The 21,081-nt window shown below is 70.6% G+C and carries 14 protein-coding genes; 5 read left to right on the top strand and 9 right to left on the bottom strand.

The features are described 5' to 3' along the window. Position 1: 1 nt before the first annotated feature. The 3 genes from ACQEVY_RS13625 to ACQEVY_RS13635 all read right to left on the bottom strand — a co-directional run bounded on the left by ACQEVY_RS13625 (position 2) and on the right by ACQEVY_RS13635 (position 4,796). Positions 2-3,649 (bottom strand): SpoIIE family protein phosphatase, encoded by a 3,648-nt coding sequence (locus ACQEVY_RS13625; RefSeq protein ID WP_432948163.1) that lies wholly within the window; start codon positions 3,647-3,649, stop codon positions 2-4. Positions 3,650-3,915: 266 nt separating this feature from the next. Next, positions 3,916-4,407 carry an SRPBCC family protein gene (locus ACQEVY_RS13630; protein ID WP_432948165.1) on the bottom strand — a complete coding sequence of 164 codons (492 nt, stop codon included), beginning with the start codon at positions 4,405-4,407 and terminating at the stop codon, positions 3,916-3,918. A 5-nt stretch (positions 4,408-4,412) separates the two neighbouring features. Continuing rightward, positions 4,413-4,796 (bottom strand): metalloregulator ArsR/SmtB family transcription factor, encoded by a 384-nt coding sequence (locus tag ACQEVY_RS13635; protein WP_328768441.1) that lies wholly within the window; start codon positions 4,794-4,796, stop codon positions 4,413-4,415. Between the two features lie 198 nt (positions 4,797-4,994). Here ACQEVY_RS13635 and ACQEVY_RS13640 point away from each other — a divergent pair, with 198 nt between their 5' ends. Genes ACQEVY_RS13640 through ACQEVY_RS13655 form a run of 4 tightly spaced genes read left to right on the top strand, consistent with a single transcriptional unit; the run spans position 4,995 to position 10,127 of the window. Further along, positions 4,995-6,485, top strand: a complete 1,491-nt coding sequence (locus ACQEVY_RS13640; protein ID WP_432948167.1) for an ABC transporter substrate-binding protein — start codon at positions 4,995-4,997, stop codon at positions 6,483-6,485. Between the two features lie 17 nt (positions 6,486-6,502). Then, positions 6,503-8,362 carry an ABC transporter permease subunit gene (locus tag ACQEVY_RS13645; RefSeq protein ID WP_432955201.1) on the top strand — a complete coding sequence of 620 codons (1,860 nt, stop codon included), beginning with the start codon at positions 6,503-6,505 and terminating at the stop codon, positions 8,360-8,362. Beyond that, on the top strand, positions 8,359-9,423 hold the full coding sequence (locus ACQEVY_RS13650; RefSeq protein WP_432948169.1) for an ABC transporter ATP-binding protein: 1,065 nt from the start codon (positions 8,359-8,361) through the stop codon (positions 9,421-9,423). The genes ACQEVY_RS13645 and ACQEVY_RS13650 overlap by 4 nt, the downstream gene beginning before the upstream one ends. Beyond that, positions 9,420-10,127, top strand: coding sequence for an ABC transporter ATP-binding protein (locus ACQEVY_RS13655; protein WP_432948171.1), 708 nt, complete (start codon positions 9,420-9,422; stop codon positions 10,125-10,127). The genes ACQEVY_RS13650 and ACQEVY_RS13655 overlap by 4 nt, the downstream gene beginning before the upstream one ends. On the opposite strand, the gene ACQEVY_RS13660 is transcribed toward ACQEVY_RS13655, so the two are convergent. Beyond that, complete coding sequence (locus tag ACQEVY_RS13660; protein ID WP_432948173.1) at positions 10,114-10,707, bottom strand: TetR/AcrR family transcriptional regulator; 594 nt, start codon at positions 10,705-10,707, stop codon at positions 10,114-10,116. The genes ACQEVY_RS13655 and ACQEVY_RS13660 overlap by 14 nt on opposite strands. 97 nt (positions 10,708-10,804) lie before the next feature. Between ACQEVY_RS13660 and ACQEVY_RS13665 the strand changes: the two genes are divergently transcribed. Next, entirely contained in the window at positions 10,805-12,370 is a 1,566-nt protein-coding gene (locus tag ACQEVY_RS13665; RefSeq protein ID WP_432948175.1) for an MFS transporter, read from the top strand. A 73-nt stretch (positions 12,371-12,443) separates the two neighbouring features. Here ACQEVY_RS13665 and serA read toward each other — a convergent pair whose 3' ends face one another. The 5 genes from serA to ACQEVY_RS13690 all read right to left on the bottom strand — a co-directional run bounded on the left by serA (position 12,444) and on the right by ACQEVY_RS13690 (position 21,072). Beyond that, positions 12,444-14,045, bottom strand: coding sequence for a phosphoglycerate dehydrogenase (gene serA, locus ACQEVY_RS13670; protein ID WP_432948177.1), 1,602 nt, complete (start codon positions 14,043-14,045; stop codon positions 12,444-12,446). Between the two features lie 252 nt (positions 14,046-14,297). Beyond that, positions 14,298-15,299, bottom strand: a complete 1,002-nt coding sequence (gene ilvC, locus ACQEVY_RS13675) for a ketol-acid reductoisomerase (protein ID WP_432948179.1) — start codon at positions 15,297-15,299, stop codon at positions 14,298-14,300. Between the two features lie 121 nt (positions 15,300-15,420). After that, on the bottom strand, positions 15,421-15,945 hold the full coding sequence (gene ilvN, locus ACQEVY_RS13680; protein WP_432948181.1) for an acetolactate synthase small subunit: 525 nt from the start codon (positions 15,943-15,945) through the stop codon (positions 15,421-15,423). 47 nt (positions 15,946-15,992) lie between these two features. After that, positions 15,993-17,849, bottom strand: a complete 1,857-nt coding sequence (locus tag ACQEVY_RS13685; RefSeq protein WP_432948183.1) for an acetolactate synthase large subunit — start codon at positions 17,847-17,849, stop codon at positions 15,993-15,995. Positions 17,850-18,087: 238 nt separating this feature from the next. After that, entirely contained in the window at positions 18,088-21,072 is a 2,985-nt protein-coding gene (locus ACQEVY_RS13690) for a putative bifunctional diguanylate cyclase/phosphodiesterase (RefSeq protein ID WP_432948185.1), read from the bottom strand. Between the last annotated feature and the right edge of the window lie 9 nt (positions 21,073-21,081).

A 21,081-nucleotide genomic window follows, 5' to 3' on the forward strand; every position in this document is an offset into this window, starting at 1 on the left:
TTTACTGGTCGCCACCGGTTCGACGCGATGGTTCGGCGGTGGCAGCGAGCAGGGCGGCGTCGTCGTCGACCCTGTCGGGGGTGTTCAGCAGCTCAAGGGCCCGTTCGGTGATCTGCTGCGGGTCGGTTCGGGCGGGGGCGGGCAGCGCGGCGCAGGTCTGGCGAAGGGTCGCCAGGCCGTCGTCCAGGGACAGCGCACGGTTCTCCACCAGGCCGTCGGTGTACAGCAGCAGGCTGGTGCCGGGCGGGAACGCCACGTCGCGGTCGACCGGGGCGCTGCCCAGTCCCAGCGGCAGCGCCGGGGGCAGCTCCAGGTAGGCGGTGTCGGCGGCTACCAGCAGGGGCGGCGGGTGCCCGCTCGCGGCGTAACTCAGACGGTGACGGTGAGGGTCGTAGACCGCGTACAGGCAGGTGGCGAAGCGGTCGGTTTCGAGCGACTGCAGGTAGGCGTCCAGCCTGGTCAGCACCTGGGCCGGGCCGGCGCCCTCCATCGCGAGGCTGTGCAGGGCGGAGCGGAGTTGGCCCATCACGGTGGCGGCTTCCACGTCGTGGCCCATGACGTCGCCGATGGCCAGCCCCACGGAGCCGTCGGGCAGGGCGAGCACGTCGTACCAGTCGCCGCCGACCTCGGCGCCGCGGTTGCTGGCCCGGTACTGGGTGGCCAGGCGAACCCCGGGCACCTGGGGCAGGCGGTAGGGCAGCAGGGCGCGCTGCAGGGTCAGGGCGAGGCGGCGCTCGTTGTGGTACCGGGTGGCGTTGTCGTAGGCCAGGGCGAGGCGGTGGGCCAGGTTCTCCAGATACTTGTGTTCGACGGCGGAGTACGCGCCGGTGTGCCGGACCAATACCAGGGCCCCCAGCGTCTGGTCGTGGGCGTGCAGCGGCAGGGCCAGCACGGCGGCGGGCGCCGGGTGCGGGCCGGCTGGGGCGGGGGCGGTGCCGTTGATCGCATGGGTGGCGGCGGTGGTCAGGTCCTCGTGGGCAAGAAGGGGAGCGCCTGCCATGTGTGCCGGGGGCGACTGCGACGGGTCGGGTGCCGTGACGGTGAGGTGGATGCTGATCTGGTCGGCGAAGTGGGGCAGCAGGATCTGGCCGGCGGTCTGCAGTATCTGGTCCGGGTCGAGGGTGTCGGCCAGCCGCAGGCCCGCGTCGGCCAGGGAGGCCAGCATGGCGAGTTGGTTGCGGGTCTCGGTCAGGGCCTGTTCGCGCAGCCGGGACAGTTCCAGCCCGGTGCGGACGCGCGCCAGCAGCTGGCGCGCGGAGAAGGGTTTGGCCAGGTAGTCGTCGGCGCCGGCATGCCGGCCCTGCACGGATTCCTCCTCGCCTGCGCGGGCGGTGAGCAGGACGATGGGCAGGCGGGCGGTGCGCGGGTGGGCGCGCAGCGCCCGGACCAGCTCGAAGCCGTCCATGCGGGGCATCATCACGTCGCTGAGCACGAGTTCCACCGGCTGGGCCAGGGCTGTCTCCACGGCGGCCAGACCGTCGGCGGCGAGCAGCACGTCGTAGTCGGGCTGCAGGAGCTGGGTGAGGTAGGCGCGCATGTCGGCGTTGTCGTCGACGACCAGCAGGCGGGGCCGGTGGGGGCGGTCGGTTTCGTACGGACCGGGGTCGGGGGCGTCGTGGGTCGCGGGGGCGTGCGGGGTGCGTGCCGCGGAGGTGGCCTCGGCGGGGGCAGAGGTGGCCGCGGCAGGGACAGGGGTGGCCGCGGCGGGAACAGAGGTGCCCGCGGCGGGAGCAGAGGCGGCCTCGGCGGGGACAGGGGTGCCCGCCGCGGGGACGGGGTCGGCCGCCAGCCAGCCCAGCGCCTCGTCCACAAATGCCGCGGCGCGGCCGGTCCGGCCGCCTCCGCCTTCCCCGGGGGTTTCGCCGGGGGATCCGGCGCCGACCGCGAGCGGCGCCGGACGGGGCCGGTGGGCGGCGGCGAAAGGAAGGTCCACGGTGACGGTGGTTCCCTGGCCGGGTCGGCTGTCCACGCCGACGGCGCCGCCGTGCGCCTCCACCAGGTCCTTCACCAGCACCAGGCCGAGGCCGCTGCCCTCGTGGGAGCGGGAGCGGGCGCCACGGACCCGGTGGAAACGCTCGAACAGGCGCGGCAACTCGTCCGCGGGGATGCCGGTGCCGGTGTCGGTCACGGTCAGCCGGGCCCGGTCGCCGGCCGCGGCCATCTCCACCCGGGCGCCGCCGGTGAAGGTGAACTTCAGGGCGTTGCTGAGCAGGTTGAGGATGATCTTCTCCCACATCTCCCGGTCCAGGGGCACCGGCTTGGGCAGCGGCGGGCAGTCCACCTCCAGCGTCAGCCCGGCCGCCTCGAAGGCGGAGCGGAACACCCCGGCCAGCTCGGCCGTGGCACCGGCGAGGTCGACCGGTTCGAGGGCAGGCCGCGTTTGCCCGGCCTCGGCCCTGGCGACGTCCAGGAGGGTGTTGACCTGCTTCAGCAGGCGCAGGGCGCCGCGCTCGGCCAGCTCCAACTGCTCGCGCCGCTCGGGCCGGTCCTCGTCGGCCAGGGCCTGCTGGAGCGGGCCCAGGAGCAGGGTGAGCGGGGTGCGGAACTCGTGGCTGACGTTGGCGAAGAAGGTCGTCTTGGCCCGGTCCAGCTCGGCCAGCGCCTCCGCCCGCCGGCGCTGCTCTTCGTGCGCGAGCGCGGCCGACTCATGCGCGAGCGCGGCCGACAGCGCCCCGGCCACGGCGGAGGCGAGTACCTCCAAGAAGTCGTGGTAGGTCCCGGCCGGAGGGAAGCAGGGGTTGAGGCCCACCACCAGGACACCCTCCACCTGGCCCGCGCCGTGCAGCGGCAGGGCCAGCGCCTCCCCGACCGGGATCCAGGTGGCCGCGGCATGCTGCCCGGCCGTCCTGCCGCCGGTGAACGCGGCGGCCGGCAGCGTGGCCGGGGCACCGTCGGCGACCACCTGCGCCAGCCGGGCCGCCACCTCCGACCCATCGGCCGCACTCGGCAAGTCAGTCTCGGCCGCCAACGGGAGCCCGGCGGAGGCCGCCGGCCGCCGCATCCCCGGCTCGGAGGCCAGGTACAGGCCCAGAAAGGGGATCTCCTCGGGGTAGGAGCCCGCCACCTCGGCGACCACACGGGCAACCTCGCCCGGGGTGGGCAGCCCGGCCGTGCGCGTGCCGATCTCGCTCAGCAGGCGCAGCCGGCGCTCGCCCAGTACCCGGCCGGTGGTCTCGGTGAGGATCTGCAGCACGCCGCCGACAGTGCCGTCGTCCAGCAGCACAGGCTGGAATGCGGAGTCGAAGTAGCACTGCTCCAAAAAGCCGTGGCGCTCGATGATGAGCAGCTCATTCGGGACCAGCAGGGGCTTGCGGGTACCGGTCACATAGTGGAAGTGGGAGCTCACGGAGTCCCAGACCTCGGGGAACACTTCCTTGTACGGCCTGCCGAGCGCCCAGGGGTGTTTGGCGCCGACAATGGATGTGGAGCCCTGGTTGTACAGCGTGGCGAATTCAGCCCCCCAGTACAGAGCCATCGCATGCTCAGAGGTGAGCATGAGGCGCAGGGTGTCCACCAGGGGCCCCGGCCAGGAGACGGCGGGCCCGAGCGGCGTCGCCGCCCAGTCGATCCCTGCCAGAAGCTCGCCGAACGCGCCGCCCTCGGCGAACACCCGGGCCGCCGCGGTGCGCGGGTCATCGGGCCAGGTCATCGAGAAATCTTCCTCCTGGCGCCTACGTGATCTACCCGCGCCCCAAGACTGCGGAAGACGGCCACTCGCTGCGGACCCCTCGGGCAGACCGGACGCCGGACCCGACGGTGCTGACTGCACTTCTGCCCGAATTGCAAGGTAAGAACAATTAAGAGCAGATTTATCCAGCAGTGTACGCCTGCCGCCGCACGGCGACGGCGACGATCATCGACTCGCAGTCCCGTGTGCGTACGAAGTCGCGGATCCTGCAACTGGCCTGCGACGACTCAGGCCAGAGACTCGAAGTAGGCCTTCTGGGAGGGGTAGTAGTCGTCGAACTCGGGGCGGGGCCCGTCCGTGCGGGCGGCGGTGAGCATGTCCAGGTAGTACTCCCAGCCGGGGCCGGTCGAGCCAAGGTCGTCCGTGGAGGTGAGGTGGTGGACCAGACGGAGCTCGGTGGTGCCGTCGGTCTCGGCCAGGAGCAGTTCCAGGGACCAGACGCCGGCCTCGTCCTCGGTGGTGACGGCGAGCCGGTGCGGCGGTTCGCAGGCCTCGATGCGCATCGGCATCCAGGGTGCCGACTCCTCGAAGGCCATCTGCGCCTCGATGGTGCGGCCCGGCCCCGCCTCACCGCGCCACGGCCCGAACCAGCGGGCCGTCCGCTCCGGCTCGGTGACGCTCGCCCACACGTCGGCGACGGGGGCGCGGTAGGTGCGGGTGAGGATCAGGTCGTATCCCATGGGTGTGGGTACGAGCCGCCCGGTGGGTTCAGGGGTCATGCCAGTCATGCTGTGTCCTCCCTGGAGTGGTGCGCGGTGTCGGCGGGCGCCGCCCGGCCGCGGTCCCGGCGCGTGCGGTGCACTTCGGTGTCGAGGGCCGCGAGGCGCGTGGCCCAGTCCGGGCGCCGGTCGTCGAACTGGCCGAGCCACGCGGCCAGTTGGCCCAGCCGGGAGCGGACGAGCGAGTAACGCCGGTGCCGTCCTACCTGCTCGTCCCGCACCAGACCGCTCTCCCGCAGCACCCGCAGATGACGGCTCACCGCGGGCCGGCTGATGCTGAACCGCGCGGCGATCTCGCCGGCCGTCAGCGGGGTGTGGCGCAGCATGACCAGGATCTCCCGGCGCACCGGATCGGCGACTGCTACGGCCACCTCGGTCAGTTCGTCCACACCCGGAAGCGTAACCGATGGGTTACACGTTGGCCAGAGGCCAGCCACCGACCCAGAGCCCAGTCAGAGATCAGCCACAGTTCAGCCAACCGAAGGTTGAATTTCGGACGGGATTACTGAAAACGATTGTCATCATGCTACCGTCATGCATACGCCCCCTGACCACCCCTTTTGACCACCCCTTTACCGGAGGGTCCCGTGCGTCTGCCCGCCCGCCTTCTCCCCGTCTCCGCGGTCGCCGCCGCCTCCGCCCTGCTCACCGGCTGCTTCTCGGGAGCGGCTTCGGACAGCTCCGCCGAGGGCGGCGAGAAGCGCGTACGCGTCGCGCACATGCTGCCGCCGCGCTCCGGACTCTCGCCGCTGTCCGACGACGCGTTCAAGCTGTCCCGCTGGTCGACCGCCGAGACGCTCGTCAAGCTCGACGCGGAGGGCGACGCCCAGCCCGCGCTGGCGACCAAGTGGCAGCAAAAAGGGAAGACTTGGACCTTCGAGATACGTGACGGCGTGAGCTTCCACGACGGTACGAAGCTCACCGCCGAGGCCGTCGTACAGTCGCTCACCGAGGCCGCCGGCGCCTCCCCCAAGCCCCGCATCCTCGACGGCGTGGACCTGACCGTGAAGGCCCAGGGCGAATCGGTCGCCGTTACCACCGCCACCGAGGACCCGCTCGTCCCGCAGCGGCTCAGCTCGCCGCAGCTGTCGATCCTGTCGGCGAAGGCGTACAAGGGGAAGACGGTCAACCCCCTCGGCGCGGGCACCGGCCCCTTCGAGCTGAAGAAGGTGAACGGCACCTCCTCCGCGACCCTCGACCGCTATGACGACTACTGGGGCGGCAAGGCCAAGTCCCCGGGAATCGACGTGAAGTTCGTCCCGGACGGCACCGCCCGCGCCGCCGCCCTGCGCAGCGGCGAGGCCGACGTCGTGGAGGCGGTACCGGTCTCGCAGGCCTCGCTGCTCGAGGAGGACCAGATCACCGAGGTGCCGATGCCGCGCACCAACACCCTGTACCTGAACACCTCCGAAGGTCCCTTCAAGGACGCCGCGTTGAGGGCCGCCGCCCGCGAGGCCATCGACGCCGAGTCGATCGTCAAGGGTGTGTACGAGGACCGCGCCGACGTCGCGAAGGGCCTGCTCGGGCCCGCTCTGCCGTGGGCCGCCGACCTGCGTACGCCGGTCAAGCGCGCCAAGGCCGGTGACCCGGCCGGCAAGACCATCACCATCGGTACCTTCACCGACCGCGCCGAGCTGCCCGAGGTGGCCCAGACGCTGCAACAGCAGCTGCAGAAGGCCGGGTTCAAGGTGAAGCTGGACGTCCGCGAGTACGCGAACATCGAGTCCGACGCGCTGGCGGGCAAGTTCGACGCCTTCATCCTGTCCCGGGCGACCGTGCTGGACTCCGGCGACCCGGCCGCGTACCTGTACAGCGACTTCGGCTCCAAGGGCTCCTTCAACATCTCCCAGCTGTCGGACAAGACGGTCGACGCGAGCCTGGACAAGGCCTCCGCGATGAAGTCCGGTGACGCGCGCAGGAAGGCCGTCATCGAGGCGGAGGCCGCGGTGCTCGCCACCGACGGCGCCATCCCGATGCTGCACGAGCGGGTCATCCAGGGCGACGCGGCGGGCGTCGTGGACGTCGCGCACGACCCGCGTGAGCGTGAGCTGATCACGAAGGACACCTACGTCAAGTGACGCTCGTGGCACGCCTGTTGAAGGCGGTGTGGACACCGGGCGGCCGGGCCGGAATCACCCGGCTCGGCTGCCTCGTCGCCGTCCTCGCCACCGTCGGACTGCTCCCCTGGCTCTCCGGCCGCGACCCGGCGCTCACCGTGCTGCGCGCCCGGTCCGCCGAGCAGGAGGCGACGCCGGAGGCGCTGGACGCGATCCGCGCGGACCTCGGCCTGGACGCGGGTCCCCTTTCCCTGCTGGGCAATTGGGCCTCCGGGCTGCTGCGCGGCGACCTCGGCACCTCGTGGGTGTCGGGCACCGACGTACTGCCGTCGGTCGTCGCCGGGCTCCAGGTGTCGCTGTCCCTGATGGGCGCCGCCCTCGGCGTCGGGCTGCTGGTCGCCTGTGCCCTGGTCGCGCCCGTGCTCGTACGCGCCCGGGGGTCGGCCGGTGCGTTCGCCGCGATGATCGTTGCGCTGCCCGAATTCCTGCTCGCCACACTCGCGTTGCTGGTGGGCGGGGTGTGGCTGGGCTGGCTGCCGACCTCCGGCTGGGTCGGCCCGCAGTACATGGTGCTGCCCGCCCTCGCCCTGGGCATCCCCGCGGGCGGTCTGCTCGGCCGCCTGGTCGCCGACGCGCTGCCCGCCGTGCTCGATGAGCGGTGGGTCGAACTGTGGCGGGGTGCCGGAGTCCGTCAGGCGCGCATCTCGGCCGCCGCGCTGCGTCGCGTACTGCCGCCGCTGGTACCGCAGTTCGGCATGGTCGCCGTCGGTCTTACGGGCGGGGCGGTCGCCGTGGAGGTGGTGTTCGCGGTGCCGGGCATCGGCCGTACGGCACTGGGGGCGGCCAAGTCGCAGGACCTGCCGCTGCTCCAGGGCTCGGTCCTCGCACTGCTCACGCTGGGCCTGGTCGCGGGCGCGCTGGCGGCTCTCGTACGGCGCCAGATGCTGGGCCCGGCGCTGCGGGACGCAGGACTGACGCTGCCCGCGGTCCGCCCGGTCCGCGCGCACCCGGCCATTCCGGTGGCGCTCGGAGTCGTACTCCTGACCTGCATCGGCTGGGGGCTGCTGCGCGACCCGTACGCCGTGGACACGACCGCACGTCTCCAGGCCCCGTCCCTGGCGTACCCGCTCGGCACGGACGGGCTCGGCCGCGATGTGCTGGCCCGGCTCGGGCACGGGGCGGCGTCAACGGTCGGTACGGCCGCCGCGGTCTGCCTCGTCGGCCTGATCCTCGCACTCGCCCTGGGCTTCGTACCGTCCGTGGCGTCCGGCGCCGCGGACATCGCCAACGCGCTGCCGCCGGTCATCGCCGGCATCCTGGTCGCCGCGGTATCGGGGCCCGGCACGGGGGGCGCGGCGTTCGCGGTGGCCGTGATCTCCTGGCCCGCGCTGTCGGCGCACGCGGCGGCACTGGTCCAGGAGGTACGCGCCTCGACGTTCCTGCACGCCCAACGGGCCATAGGCGCCACCCCGTGGTGGATTCTCACGCGTCACGTCCTGCCCTCCGTGGCGGCCCCGGTCAGCCGCCACGCGCTTTTGCGCCTGCCGGGCATCGCCCTGGCCCTCGCCTCGCTCGGCTTCCTCGGGCTTGGCGCCCAGCCGCCCGCTCCGGAGTGGGGGTTGCTGCTGGACGAGTCCCGCGCGTACGTGGAACGGGCCCCGTGGGCAGCACTGGCTCCGGCGGTCGCGCTGGCGATGATGGCGGGGCTGGCGGTGTCGTTGGCGGCTTATGCGGAGGGCGGTGCGAGGGGCGCGGGGGCCGCGGCTTCGGCCGGTTCGGCTTCGGGGCGCCGCGGCCGGTTGGCTGTCGCCTTTGCCTCGCTCCGTTCGCCCAAGAAGCCGCCCATGGAGTTGCCGAACGAGTCGCCCAAGGTGTCTCTCAAGGAGCCCGCCCGATGACCACACCGAGCAATACGCCGAGTACTGAAGTCCTCCTCTCCGTACGGGACTTGCGCATCTCCTTCGGCGCTGTCGAAGCGGTACGGGGCCTTTCCTTCGACGTACACGAGGGCGAAGTCCTCGCCCTGGTGGGCGAGTCGGGCGCGGGCAAGTCGCTGACGGCGCGGGCGCTGCTGGGTATGCCGCCGCGCGGGGCGTCGGTGACGGGGAGCGTACGACTGGGCGCGGACGAACTCGTGGACGCCCTCCGCTCCGTACGCTCCGCCCTCTGGGGCCGCCGCGTCGCGCTCGTCCCCCAAGACGCGCTCTCGTCCCTCTCCCCCGTACACCAGGTGGCCGACCAACTCGCCGCCGCCGTACGGTCCGTGGACGGTGTCTCCCGCAAGGAGGCGCGGGCCCGTGCGGTGGCCGCGCTGGAGGAGGTCGGCATCGCACCGGACAAGGCACGGGCGTACCCGCACGAGTTCTCCGGCGGCATGCGCCAGCGCGCGGTCATCGCCATGGCGATGCTCCACCAACCGGACCTGGTCATAGCCGACGAACCGACGACGGCCCAGGACCCGGAGACGCAGAAGCAGGTCCTGGACTTGCTGGCCCGCCGCACGGGGGACGCGGGCGCCGCGCTTGTCCTGGTCACGCATGACCTCGCGGCGGTACGGGACCATGCCGACCGGATGCTGGTGATGTATGCGGGGCGATTGGTGGAGGAGGGGCCGGTGGAGGGAGTGTTCGCGGGGCCTCGGGCGCCCTATACGGCGGGGTTGCTGGCATCCGTGCCCCGCCAGGGGCGCGGGGAACTGCGCGACCAGCCACAACGAACCCGCACGTTGTCCAATGCCCCACCCGCGGAGCGAATGCGGCGGCTCCCCGCCATAGCGGGAGCGCCACCCGCACCGAGTGCCCTCCCCGCCGGCTGCGCCTTCCAACCCCGCTGCCCCCTAGCGGACGCGACTTGTACGGAGCAACCCGCACCCGAAACCCAAGACGGCCGAACCGTCGCCTGCCACCACTGGCGCGAACTGCCCGACAACCCCGCCGAGTTGTTCCTGGAGTCGGTGTGAGCCAAGTGAACCAAGCGACCCAAGCGGCGAGCCCTCTCCTGGACGTGCGGGAACTCGTCGTCCGCCACGGCCCCCGTACCACCGTGGACCACGTGTCCTTCGACATCGCCCCCGGCGAGACACTCGGCCTCATCGGCCCCTCGGGCTGCGGCAAGTCGTCCACCGCCATGGCCGTACTGCAACTCCGCCGCCCCGACAGCGGCGAAGTCTGGTTCGACGGCCAGGAGTTGACGGCCCTGGACGACCGCCGGCTCCGGCCGCTGAGGCAGGCGATGCAACCCGTCTTCCAGGACCCGTACGGCTCGCTGAGCCCCCGCCACCGCATCCGCGACGCCATCGCGGAACCCCTGCGCGTACAGGGGACTTGGGACCGTACGACCGGCCCCGCCCGCGTGGCCGAGCTCCTGGAGCAGGTCGGCCTGGACCCGTCCCACGGCGACCGCCGCCCGTACGAACTCTCCGGCGGACAGTGCCAACGCGCCGGTATCGCCCGGGCATTGGCCTGCGAACCCAAGCTCCTGATCCTCGACGAACCGGTCTCCGCCCTAGACCCGTCCCTGCGCGCGGGAATCCTGAACCTCCTGGCCGAACTACAGGAACGCCTGGGCCTGGGCTACCTGTTCATCTGCCACGACATGGCACTCGTACGCCACTTCTGCGACCGCGTCGCGGAGATGCGGGACGGCCGGATCAGTCTTTCGTAGCCCTGGCCACCCCGGCGATCACCTGGCGCAGCCCCTCGGCGAGCTGCTCCGCGCCGGGCGCGGTCTTCGCGTCGAAGGTCCATTGCGCGATCAGACCCGTCATCAGGGTCACATAGAACATGCCGAGGGTGTCCGTGGTCTCGTCGGAGACGTCCTCCTCGCGCCCGCCCATGAGCATCGGAACGAGCCCGCGCGCGGCTTCCCGCTGCGCCAGCGCCAGGTGCTCGCGCACCTCGGGCATCTGGTCGCCCATGACCAGGACCTCCATGCTGAGGTGCCAGATCGATCCCGGATCCCGCATGGTGCCGATGATGTTCGACCACACCCCCTGGAACCGTTCGAGGGATCCTGGCTCGGTATCGCTCAGGGCCGTCCCGTCCCCCTCGAAGGCGTCGCCCATCCCCTCGACCACCGACACGTAGGCCTGCGCCAGCAGCGCGTCCTTCGAGCCGTAGTGATAGCCGATCGAGGCCAGGTTGGTCCCCGACTCCTTGACGATGTCGCGCGCGGTCGTGCGCGCGAACCCCTTCGCCAGCAGGCAGCGCTTGGCGCCTTCGAGCAGATCCTCACGGTGTCCCATGCGGGCCAGCGTACCGCTGGGACAGACAAGCGTCCTAGACCCACGTATTACACACTCGTACTAGACAAGCGTTTAAGACGCTCGTACATTGCTCGGCATGACGAATCCGACGAGCACGACCACCGACCCCGCGCCCCTTGCCGGCCGCCGCGAATGGTTCGCGACCGGTGTCCTGATGCTGCCGCTGCTCCTGGTCTCGATGGACGTCTCCGTCCTCTACTTCGCCATTCCGGACATCAGCGCCGACCTGGAGCCGTCCGGCACCCAGCAGCTGTGGATCTTCGACATGTACGCCTTCGTGCTCGCCGGACTGCTGATGACGATGGGCTCGCTGGGCGACCACATCGGCCGTCGCAGGCTGCTCCTGATCGGCGCGGCGGCCTTCGGCGCGGCCTCGCTGGTGGCGGCGTACGCGAACAGCGCCGAAATGCTGATCGCGGCCCGCGCGGTGCTCGGCATCGGCGGGGCGACGCTGATGCCGTCGACGATGGCGCTCATCCGCACGATGTTCACGGACCAGGCCCAGCGCGCCAAGGCGATCGGCCTGTGGTCGGGCGTCATGACGGCCGGCATCGCGCTCGGCTCGGTGATGAGCGGCTTCCTGGTCGAGCACTTCTGGTGGGGCTCGGTCTTCCTGGTGAACCTGCCCGCGATGGTCCTGCTGCTGATCCTCGGCCCGATCCTGCTCCCCGAGTCGAAGAACCCGGCGCCGGGCCGCTTCGACCTGCTGAGCGTGCCGCTGTCCATGGCCGCCGTCCTGCCGGTGATCTACGGCCTCAAGGAGATCTCCTCGGAGGGCTGGAACGTCCGCTACGTCATCTCGGTGACCGTCGGCCTGCTCTTCGCCGCGCTCTTCGTCCACCGCCAGCGCACCATCCCCTCCCCGATGATCTCGCCCGCCCTCTTCCGCGGCCGCGGCTTCGCCCCCGCCGTCTCGCTGAACCTGCTCTCCATGTTCGCGATGATGGGTTCGGCGTACTTCACCACGCAGTACCTCCAGTCGGTCCTCGGCAAGAGCTCCATGGAGGCCGCGCTGTGGGGGCTGCTGCCCAGCACGCTGGTCGGGATCGCCGCGCCGGTCGCCGCGCAGCTGGTGCAGCGCGGTGTAAACCGGGCGCACGTCGTCGCCGGGGGCTTCGTGGTCGCCGCCTGCGGTTACGGGCTGCTGACCGTCGCCGGCACGGACTCGTTGTGGCTGGTGCTGGCCGGGGCCGCGGTCATCGCCGCCGGAATCGTCGTCGTCATGTCCCAGATGATGGACCTGGCGCTGGGCACCGTACCGGTGGAGAAGGCCGGCACCGCCTCCTCGGTCCTGGAAACGGGCACTGAATTCGGCGGAGCGCTGGGCATGGCGGCCCTCGGCTCCATCGGCACCACGGTGTACGGCCACGGAATCCCCGCCTCGGCCCCAGGCCCGGCCCACGAGACGCTCGGCGGCGCCCTGGCCGTGTCCGCTCAAATGCCCGACCGTGCGGGCGAAGCCCTGGCGACGGCGGCCCGCGAGGCCTTCACCAACGGCATGCAAGCGGCGGCGATCGCCGCGACGGTGCTTCTGCTGGGGGCGGCGGTCCTGGCATCGGTGACACTGCGGCGGGTGCGGGTCCGTAAGCCGGAGGCCATGGAGTGCGCGAGCGCGTGCGAGTCCGAGAAGGCCCTCGCCTGAGCGCAGGCCTTCCCCATACGAAAAGGGTCCGAGCCACCTGCACGGTGGCTCGGACCCTTTCGTGAACGAAGCGTCAGACCAGGTTGACCGACCGAGCCGACGTCGCGCCGATCTCTTCCGCCAACTCGTTGAGCACGTTCTGCGGAACCGTGTCGTCCACCGTAAGGATCGCCAGCGCCTCGCCGCCCAGGTCCGTACGGGCGACCTGCATGCCGGCGATGTTGATGCCGGCCTCGCCGAGGATGCGGCCGAGGGTGCCGACGACGCCGGGGCGGTCGGCGTACTTGAAGACGACCATGTGGTCGGCGAGGGCGAGATCCACGTCGTACTCACCCACCGCGACGATCTTCTGGAGGTGCTTCGGACCGGCCAGCGTGCCGGAGACCGACACCTCCTCGCCGTCGCCGAGCGTGCCGCGCACGGTCACCACGTTGCGGTGGTCCGGCGACTCCGAGCTGGTGGTCAGCCGCACCTCGACGCCCCGCTCCTGCGCGAACAGCGGAGCGTTGACGTACGACACGGTCTCGTCGACGACGTCCTCGAACACGCCCTTCAGAGCGGAGAGTTCGAGCACCTTGACGTCGTGCTGGGTGATCTCGCCGTACACCTCGACGTCGAGGCGGGCCGCGACCTCGCCCGCGAGGGCGGTGAAGATGCGGCCGAGGTTCTCGGCGAGCGGCAGACCCGGCTTGACGTCCTCGGCGATGACGCCGCCCTGGACGTTCACGGCGTCCGGGACGAGCTCACCGGCGAGCGCGAGACGCACCGACCTGGCGACGGCGATACCGGCCTTCTCCTGCGCCTCGTCCGTGGACGCCCCGAGGTGCGGGGTGCAGACGACCTGGTCCAGCTCGAAGAGCGGGGAGTCCGTGCAGGGCTCCTTCGCGTACACGTCGAGGCCCGCGCCCGCGACGCGGCCCTCCTTGAGCGCCGAGTACAGCGCCTCCTCGTCGACGATCCCGCCCCGCGCGGCGTTCACGATCCGCACCGACGGCTTGACCTTGTGCAGCGCGTCGTGACCGATGAGGCCGAGGGTCTCGGGGGTCTTGGGCAGGTGCACGGTGATGAAGTCCGAGACCTCGAGCAGCTCGTCGAGGGAGAGGACCTTCACGCCCATCTGCGCGGCCCGCGCGGGCTGCACATACGGGTCGTACGCCACGACCTTCATGCCGAAGGCCGACATGCGCTGTGCGACGAGGGCGCCGATGCGGCCGAGGCCGACGACGCCGAGGGTCTTCTCGGCGAGCTCGACGCCGGTGTACTTGGAGCGCTTCCACTCGCCGTTCTTGAGCGCCGTGTTGGCCTGCGGAATGTGGCGCGCGGTGGCCAGGAGCAGGCCGCAGGCGAGTTCGGCGGCCGTGACGATGTTGGAGGTCGGTGCGTTGACGACCATCACGCCGGCCTTGGTGGCGGACGAGACGTCGACGTTGTCCAGGCCGACGCCGGCTCGTGCGACGACCTTGAGCTTGCCGGCGGCCGCGATGGCCTCGGCGTCGACCTTGGTGGCGGAACGGATCAGGATCGCGTCGACCTCGGCGATGGCCGGGAGCAGTTCGGCTCGGTCCGCTCCGTTGCAATGCCTGATCTCGAAGTCCGGGCCCAGGGCGTCGACGGTCGCGGGCGACAGCTCTTCAGCGATGAGTACGACCGGTTTGCCGTTGGCAGCAGTGCTCACGTGAGTCCTCACAGGTCCAATGCGGACGGCCGTCCCGACGGCCGCATGCGGTGGAGGGTGGTGGCCGCGTGGAAGACGCACGACGTTGTGGGCCTGACGCGTATGTATCTCAGCAGTCTAGTGCGGCTGCGGAGGCTGTCCTGCGCCTCCGCGGAAGGATCACTCATCCGTGGCTGCGCGCCGTGGACAAGCGGTTACCGGGGGTTCGGCAAAGGGGCCGCAGCGAATCGCTGCGGCCCCGTGCCTCAAGGCTTACGCCTCGTCGTCATTGACCCAGCTCATGAGCTTGCGCAGCTCCTTGCCGGTGGTCTCCAGCAGGGACTCGGAGTCCTGCTTCTTGTACTCGTTGTACTTCTTCAGGCCGCCGTGGTACTCGGCCATCCACTCGCGGGCGAAAGAACCGTCCTGGATCTCGGCGAGGACCTTCTTCATCTCGGCCTTGGTGGCGTCCGTGATGATCCGCGGGCCGGTGACGTAGTCGCCCCACTCGGCGGTCTCGGAGATCGACCAGCGCATCTTGTCCAGGCCGCCCTCGTACATGAGGTCCACGATCAGCTTCAGCTCGTGCAGGCACTCGAAGTACGCGATCTCCGGCTGGTAGCCGGCCTCGGTCAGCGTCTCGAAACCGGCCTTGACCAGCGCGGCCGTACCACCGCACAGGACGACCTGCTCACCGAACAGGTCGGTCTCGGTCTCCTCGGTGAAGGTCGTCTTGATGACGCCGGCGCGGGTGCCGCCGATGCCCTTGGCGTACGAGAGGGCCAGCGCGAAGGCGTTGCCGCTCGCGTCCTGCTCGACGGCCGCGATACACGGAACGCCGCGGCCCTCCTCGTACTGGCGGCGCACGAGGTGACCCGGGCCCTTGGGGGCGACCATGCAGACGTCGACGTTCGCCGGGGGCTTGATGAAGTCGAAGCGGATGTTCAGGCCGTGGCCGAAGAAGAGCGCGTCGCCGTCCTCGAGGTTGTCCTTGATCGACTCCTCGTAGACCTGCGCCTGGATCGGGTCCGGCACCAGGATCATGATGACGTCGGCCTCGGCGGCGGCCTCCGACGGCGTCACCACGCGCAGCCCCTGCTCCTCGGCCTTCGCCTTGGACTTGGAGCCCTCGTGCAGACCGACGCGGACGTCGACACCCGAGTCACGCAGCGACAGCGCGTGGGCGTGGCCCTGGCTGCCGTAGCCGATGACCGCGACCTTGCGGCCCTGGATGATGGACAGGTCGGCGTCAGCGTCGTAGAACAGCTCGGCCACTTTGGGTTCTCTCCTCGGGAGTGCAGGTGTTGCGTCCCACCGTATGACGGGGGGCGGAAGCGAAGTCTCGGGGTCTCGGAATACGGGCGGTCGGACGCGTTCCGACCGCCCGTTTGGCGTCTTAGGCCGACCGGTCCAGCGCGCGCAGCGACCGGTCCGTGATCGAGCGGGCGCCGCGGCCGATGGCGATCGTGCCGGACTGCACGAGTTCCTTGATGCCGTACGGCTCGAGCATCTTGAGCATCGCGGACAGCTTGTCGCTGCTGCCGGTGGCCTCGATGGTGACGGCCTCCGGGGAGACGTCCACGGTCTTGGCGCGGAACAGCTGGACGATCTCGACGATCTGGGAGCGCGTCTCGTTGTCGGCGCGGACCTTCACCAGAACGAGTTCCCGCTGAACGGCCGAGCCCGCCTCGAGTTCGACGATCTTCAGGACGTTGACGAGCTTGTTGAGCTGCTTGGTGACCTGTTCGAGCGGCAGGTCCTCGACATTGACCACGATGGTGATGCGGGAGATGTCGGGGTGCTCGGTGACGCCGACGGCGAGCGAGTCGATGTTGAAGCCGCGGCGGGAGAACAGGGCGGTGATCCGGGCGAGGACACCGGGCTTGTTCTCCACCAGGACCGAGAGCGTGTGCTTGGACATTTCTCTGTGTCTCTTCTCTGTGTTCTCGTCTCTGCGGTCTCGCTCGCTCAGTCGTCTTCGTTGTCGCCGAAGTCGGGGCGGACGTCCCGGGCGGCCATGATCGTGTCGTTCGAGGTGCCGGCGGCGACCATCGGCCAGACCATCGCGTCCTCGTGGACGATGAAGTCGACGACGACAGGGCGGTCGTTGATGGAGTTCGCCTCTTCGATGACCTTGTCCAGGTCGTCGGGGGACTCGCAGCGGATCGCGTGGCAGCCCATGGCCTCCGACAGCTTCACGAAGTCGGGGACGCGGGTGCCGGCGCTCGGCTGCTTGCCGTCCGCCTCCGGGCCGCTGTGCAGCACGGTGTTGGAGTAGCGCTGGTTGTAGAACAGGGTCTGCCACTGGCGGACCATCCCGAGGGCGCCGTTGTTGATGATGGCGACCTTGATCGGGATGTTGTTCAGGGCGCAGGTGGTGAGCTCCTGATTGGTCATCTGGAAGCAGCCGTCGCCGTCGATCGCCCAGACCGTACGGTCCGGCTGGCCCGCCTTGGCTCCCATAGCGGCCGGGACCGCGTAGCCCATGGTTCCGGCGCCGCCGGAGTTGAGCCAGGTCGCGGGCTTCTCGTACTGGATGAAGTGCGCGGCCCACATCTGGTGCTGGCCGACGCCCGCCGTGAAGATACTGCCGTCCGGGGCGAGTTGACCGATGCGTTCGATGACCTGCTGCGGCGAGAGCGAGCCGTCGTCGGGCTGGTCGTAGCCGAGCGGGTAGTTGTCGCGCCAGCGGCTGAGGTCCTTCCACCAGGCGCTGTAGTCGCCGGTGTTGCCCTCGCTGTGCTCCTTCTGCACGGCCTGGACCAGGTCGGCGATGACCTCGCGGGCGTCCCCGACGATCGGCACGTCGGCGGCGCGGTTCTTGCCGATCTCGGCCGGGTCGATATCGGCGTGGACGATCTTGGCGTACGGAGCGAAGCTGTCCAGCTTGCCGGTGACGCGGTCGTCGAAGCGGGCTCCGAGGGCGACGATCAGGTCGGCCTTCTGCAGCGCGGTGACGGCGGTGACCGAACCGTGCATGCCCGGCATTCCCACGTGCAGCGGGTGGCTGTCGGGGAATGCGCCGAGCGCCATCAGTGTGGTGGTGACGGGCGCTTCGGTGAGTTCTGCGAGGACCCTCAGCTCGCCGGTCGCGCCGGCCTTGATGACGCCGCCGCCGACGTACAGCACGGGCCGCTTGGCGGCGGTGATCAGCTTGGCGGCCTCGCGGATCTGCTTGGCGTGCGGCTTGGTCACCGGGCGGTAGCCGGGCAGGTCCATGGCCGGCGGCCAGCTGAAGGTCGTCTTCGCCTGGAGGACGTCCTTGGGGATGTCGACCAGGACCGGTCCCGGGCGGCCGGAGGCGGCGATGTGAAACGCCTGCGCGATCGCCTGCGGGATGTCCTCCGCCTTGGTGACCAGGAAGCTGTGCTTGGTGATCGGCATGGTGATGCCGACGATGTCCGCCTCCTGGAAGGCGTCCGTACCGATCGCCTTGGACACGACCTGCCCGGTGATCGCGACGAGCGGCACGGAGTCCATGTGCGCGTCCGCGATCGGGGTGACGAGGTTGGTGGCGCCCGGACCGGACGTGGCCATGCACACCCCGACCTTGCCGGTGGCCTGCGCGTAACCGGTGGCCGCGTGGCCGGCGCCCTGCTCGTGACGGACCAGGACGTGACGGACCTTCTTGGAGTCCATCATCGGGTCGTACGCCGGAAGGATGGTGCCGCCGGGAATGCCGAATACCGTCTCGGCGCCGACCTCCTCGAGCGAACGGATGAGGGACTGCGCACCCGTCATGTGCTCGGGCGCGGACGGCTGCCCTGAGGAACGGGGCCGCGGCTGCGGATGGTGGGCCCCGGTGGCCTGCTCGGTCATCGGCATTCTCTTCTCGATGCTGAGGGTTTTTGCGAGGTTTGTGCGGTGTGCGACTCTTGTACGGCTGGGCCTGTGCAACAAAAAACCCCTCGTGCCGTGAGGCAAGCGAGGGGAGCGCGTCGGGTGCGGTCGCTGGGAGTTCCGGTTCAACGATCCGGTCGTTCCCAGCTCAGCCGACGCGCTTTCCAAGTACGAGAATTCGGGTGCGCATGGCACAGACCCTCTCCCCGGCACACTGTGCCTGTCAAGTGGGTGGGACGGGAGTCTCATTATGTGAGCGGAGAGCCGTCCCTGTGGCGTACGCCCCCGAAGGGCCGCCGACCGTATAAGCACCGGAGCCTCCACCTGCGTAAACCCCGGCCACCGAGCCGCTCACGAGAACCGGCTCGGCCTGGTGGCCGGGCAGGGGGTAACGGCCGGAGGCCAGCGCGCGGCGCAGCCTGACCTCGTCGAGCGGTTCGGAGAACGCCATGCCCTGGCCATGGGTGCAGCCCATCTCGCGCAGGGCGACGGCCTGCTCGGGCCGGTCCACTCCGTCGGCCACCGACTGCAGTCCGAGATCACCGGCGATCCGGAGCAGCCCGCTGGTGATCTTGTGCAGCCGGGCCGACTCGACGACGCCCTCGACCAGGGAGCGGTCGAGTTTCAGTACGTCGACGGGGAGGCGCCGTAGCGCGGTGATCGTCGCGTAGCCGCTGCCGAAGCCGTCCAGGGCGATCCGGACGCCGAGACGCCTGAGCGCGCTCAGCCGGCGCTCCAGCTCGTCCATGGAGACCCGGGGGTCCGTCTCGGCCAGTTCGATGACCAGGGCACCGGAGGCCACGCCGTGCCGGGTCAGCAGGGCCTCGATGGAGCTGAGGGGCATCGAACGGTCGAGGAGCCGGCGGGCGCTCATCCGGACGGCGACGGGCACGGCGAGCCCGGTGGCACCGCGCTCGGCGGCCTGCTCGATGGCCTCCTCCAGTATCCAGCGGCCGAGTTCGGCGGTGCGGTCGCTGTCCTCGGAGACGCGCAGGAAGTCGGCGGGCGTGAGCAGCGCGCCCTGGGCCGAGCGCCAGCGCGCCTGCGCGACGACCGTCGTGATCCGGCCGGTGTCGAGACAGACCACGGGCTGGTGCAGCAGCGCGAACTCGCCGTCGTGCAGCGCGGCCCGCAGCCGGGTCGCGAGCTCCGCCTTCCGTACGACGTCCTGCTGCATCTGTGGCGCGTACAGCTCGACGCGGCCCTTGCCCGCGGCCTTGGCGCGGTACATCGCCAGGTCGGCGTTGCGCAGCAACTCGCCCGCGCCCAGGCCCGGTTCGGCGAAGGCGACGCCGATGGAGGCGGCCACCCGGACATCGTTGCCGTCGATGGAGTACGGCTGCGAGAGGGTGACGCGGAGCCGGTCGGCGAGCTCGAGGATGTGGCGTTCGCGCGCGGTGCGGTCGCGGGTGCCGTCGCCGACGATGAGGGCCGCGAACTCGTCGCCGCCGAGCCGGGCGGCCGTGTCCCCCTGCCGTACGGCGTCCTGCAGTCTGCGCGCGGCCTGGACGAGCAGCTCGTCGCCCGCCTGGTGCCCGATCGTGTCGTTCACGGCCTTGAAGCCGTCGAGGTCGATGAAGAGCACGGCGGTGCCGCGGTCGGAGGAGCGGCGCCCGGACAGCGCCTGCTGGACGCGCCGGGTGAACAGGGCGCGGTTGGGCAGGTCGGTGAGCGGGTCGTGCTCGGCGTTGTGCTGCAACTGGGCCTGCAGGCGCACCCGTTCGGTCACGTCACGGCTGTTGAGGATGAGGCCGCCGTGGTGCCGGTTGACCGTCGACTCGACATTGAGCCAGCCGCCGTCGCCGGACCGGAAGCGGCATTCGATGCGCGTAGTGGGTTCCTCAAGGGGGCTGGCGGCGAGGAAGCGGCGCACTTCGTGCACCACGCAGCCCAGGTCCTCCGGGTGGATGAGCGAGGCGAGTTCGGTCCCGACGAGTTCCTCCGCGGGCCGTCCGTAGACGCCGAAGGCGGCCGGGCTGACGTAGTGGAGGATGCCGTTCGGCGTGGCGATCATGATGACGTCGCTGGAGCCCTGCACCAGGGAGCGGAAGTGGCTCTCCGTCTGGGCCAGTTCCTGGGTGAGGGTGATGTTGTCGAGCAGCATGATGCCCTGGCGTACGACGAGGGCGAGGACGACCGTGCCGCCGGTGATGAGCACCACGCGGTCGACGCTGCGGCCGTTGAGCACGTTGTAGAGAATGCCCAACGTGCAGACGGCCGCGGCCAGATAGGGCGTGAGTGCCGCGAGCGAACCGGCGATGGGCCGGCCTGCCGGATGCCGACTGGAACCTCCTTCCTGGAGGGGCACCTGGGCCGGTTGTTCTGGCAGGGGTGCTGCTTGTCCCGGTCGGGGCCGTGGCACGTAGCCGGACACCACGCGCGTGTGCCCCTCTTCTTCCGTGTCCGTCTGTCCTTGTCGATGCCCCACCCAGGGGGCGTAGGCGAGCAGCAGCGAACCGGCGAACCAGCCGGCGTCGAGCAACTGGCCCGAGCGGTAGCCGTCGTGCAGCAGCGGTGAGGTGAACAGCGCGTCGCACATCACCGTCAGCGCGAGGGCTCCTATGGCGGTGTTCACCGCGGCCCGATGAACGAGCGTCCGCCTGAAGTGCAGCGCGAGGACCATGCTGATCAGCGCGATGTCCAGCAGGGGGTACGCCAGCGACAGCGCGGTGTGCGCGACACTCGGCCCCCCGGTCTTGGCCGTCTGGGCGAGCGCGAGACTCCAGGAGAGCGTGAGCAGCGAGCCGCCGATGAGCCAGGCGTCCAGGGACAGACAGATCCAGCCGGACTTGGTCACGGGCCGTTTGGCGAACACGAGGAGTCCCACGATGGCCGGTGGGGCGAAGCACAGGAAAAACAGGTCGGCGTAACTGGGGCTGGGTATCGGGCGGGACAGGACGACCTCGTACCAGCCCCAGACGAAGTTGCCCGCCGCCGTCATCGCGGAGGAGAGGGCGAACAGCAGCCAGGCAGGTCGAAAACGGCTGCGCCCGCGCCGGGCGCCGAGGAAGCAGGAGACGGCCGCTACGGCGGCGGCCGCGCTCAGCCCGAAGTCACCCATGATCAACGCGAGCGTCCCCGAGCCCCAGCTGAAAGCGCAGCCGAGGGTGTACGCCGCGCACACCAGGGCCAGCACCACCTGCGGGACCAGGCTCGTGCCGTCGGCGGTGAGGGGACGGCGGGCCAGCAGCGCCCCCTGGGAGCTCACTGTGCCCCT

Source organism: Streptomyces sp. CA-288835, assembly GCF_050936385.1.
Classification (GTDB): Bacteria; Actinomycetota; Actinomycetes; order Streptomycetales; family Streptomycetaceae; genus Streptomyces.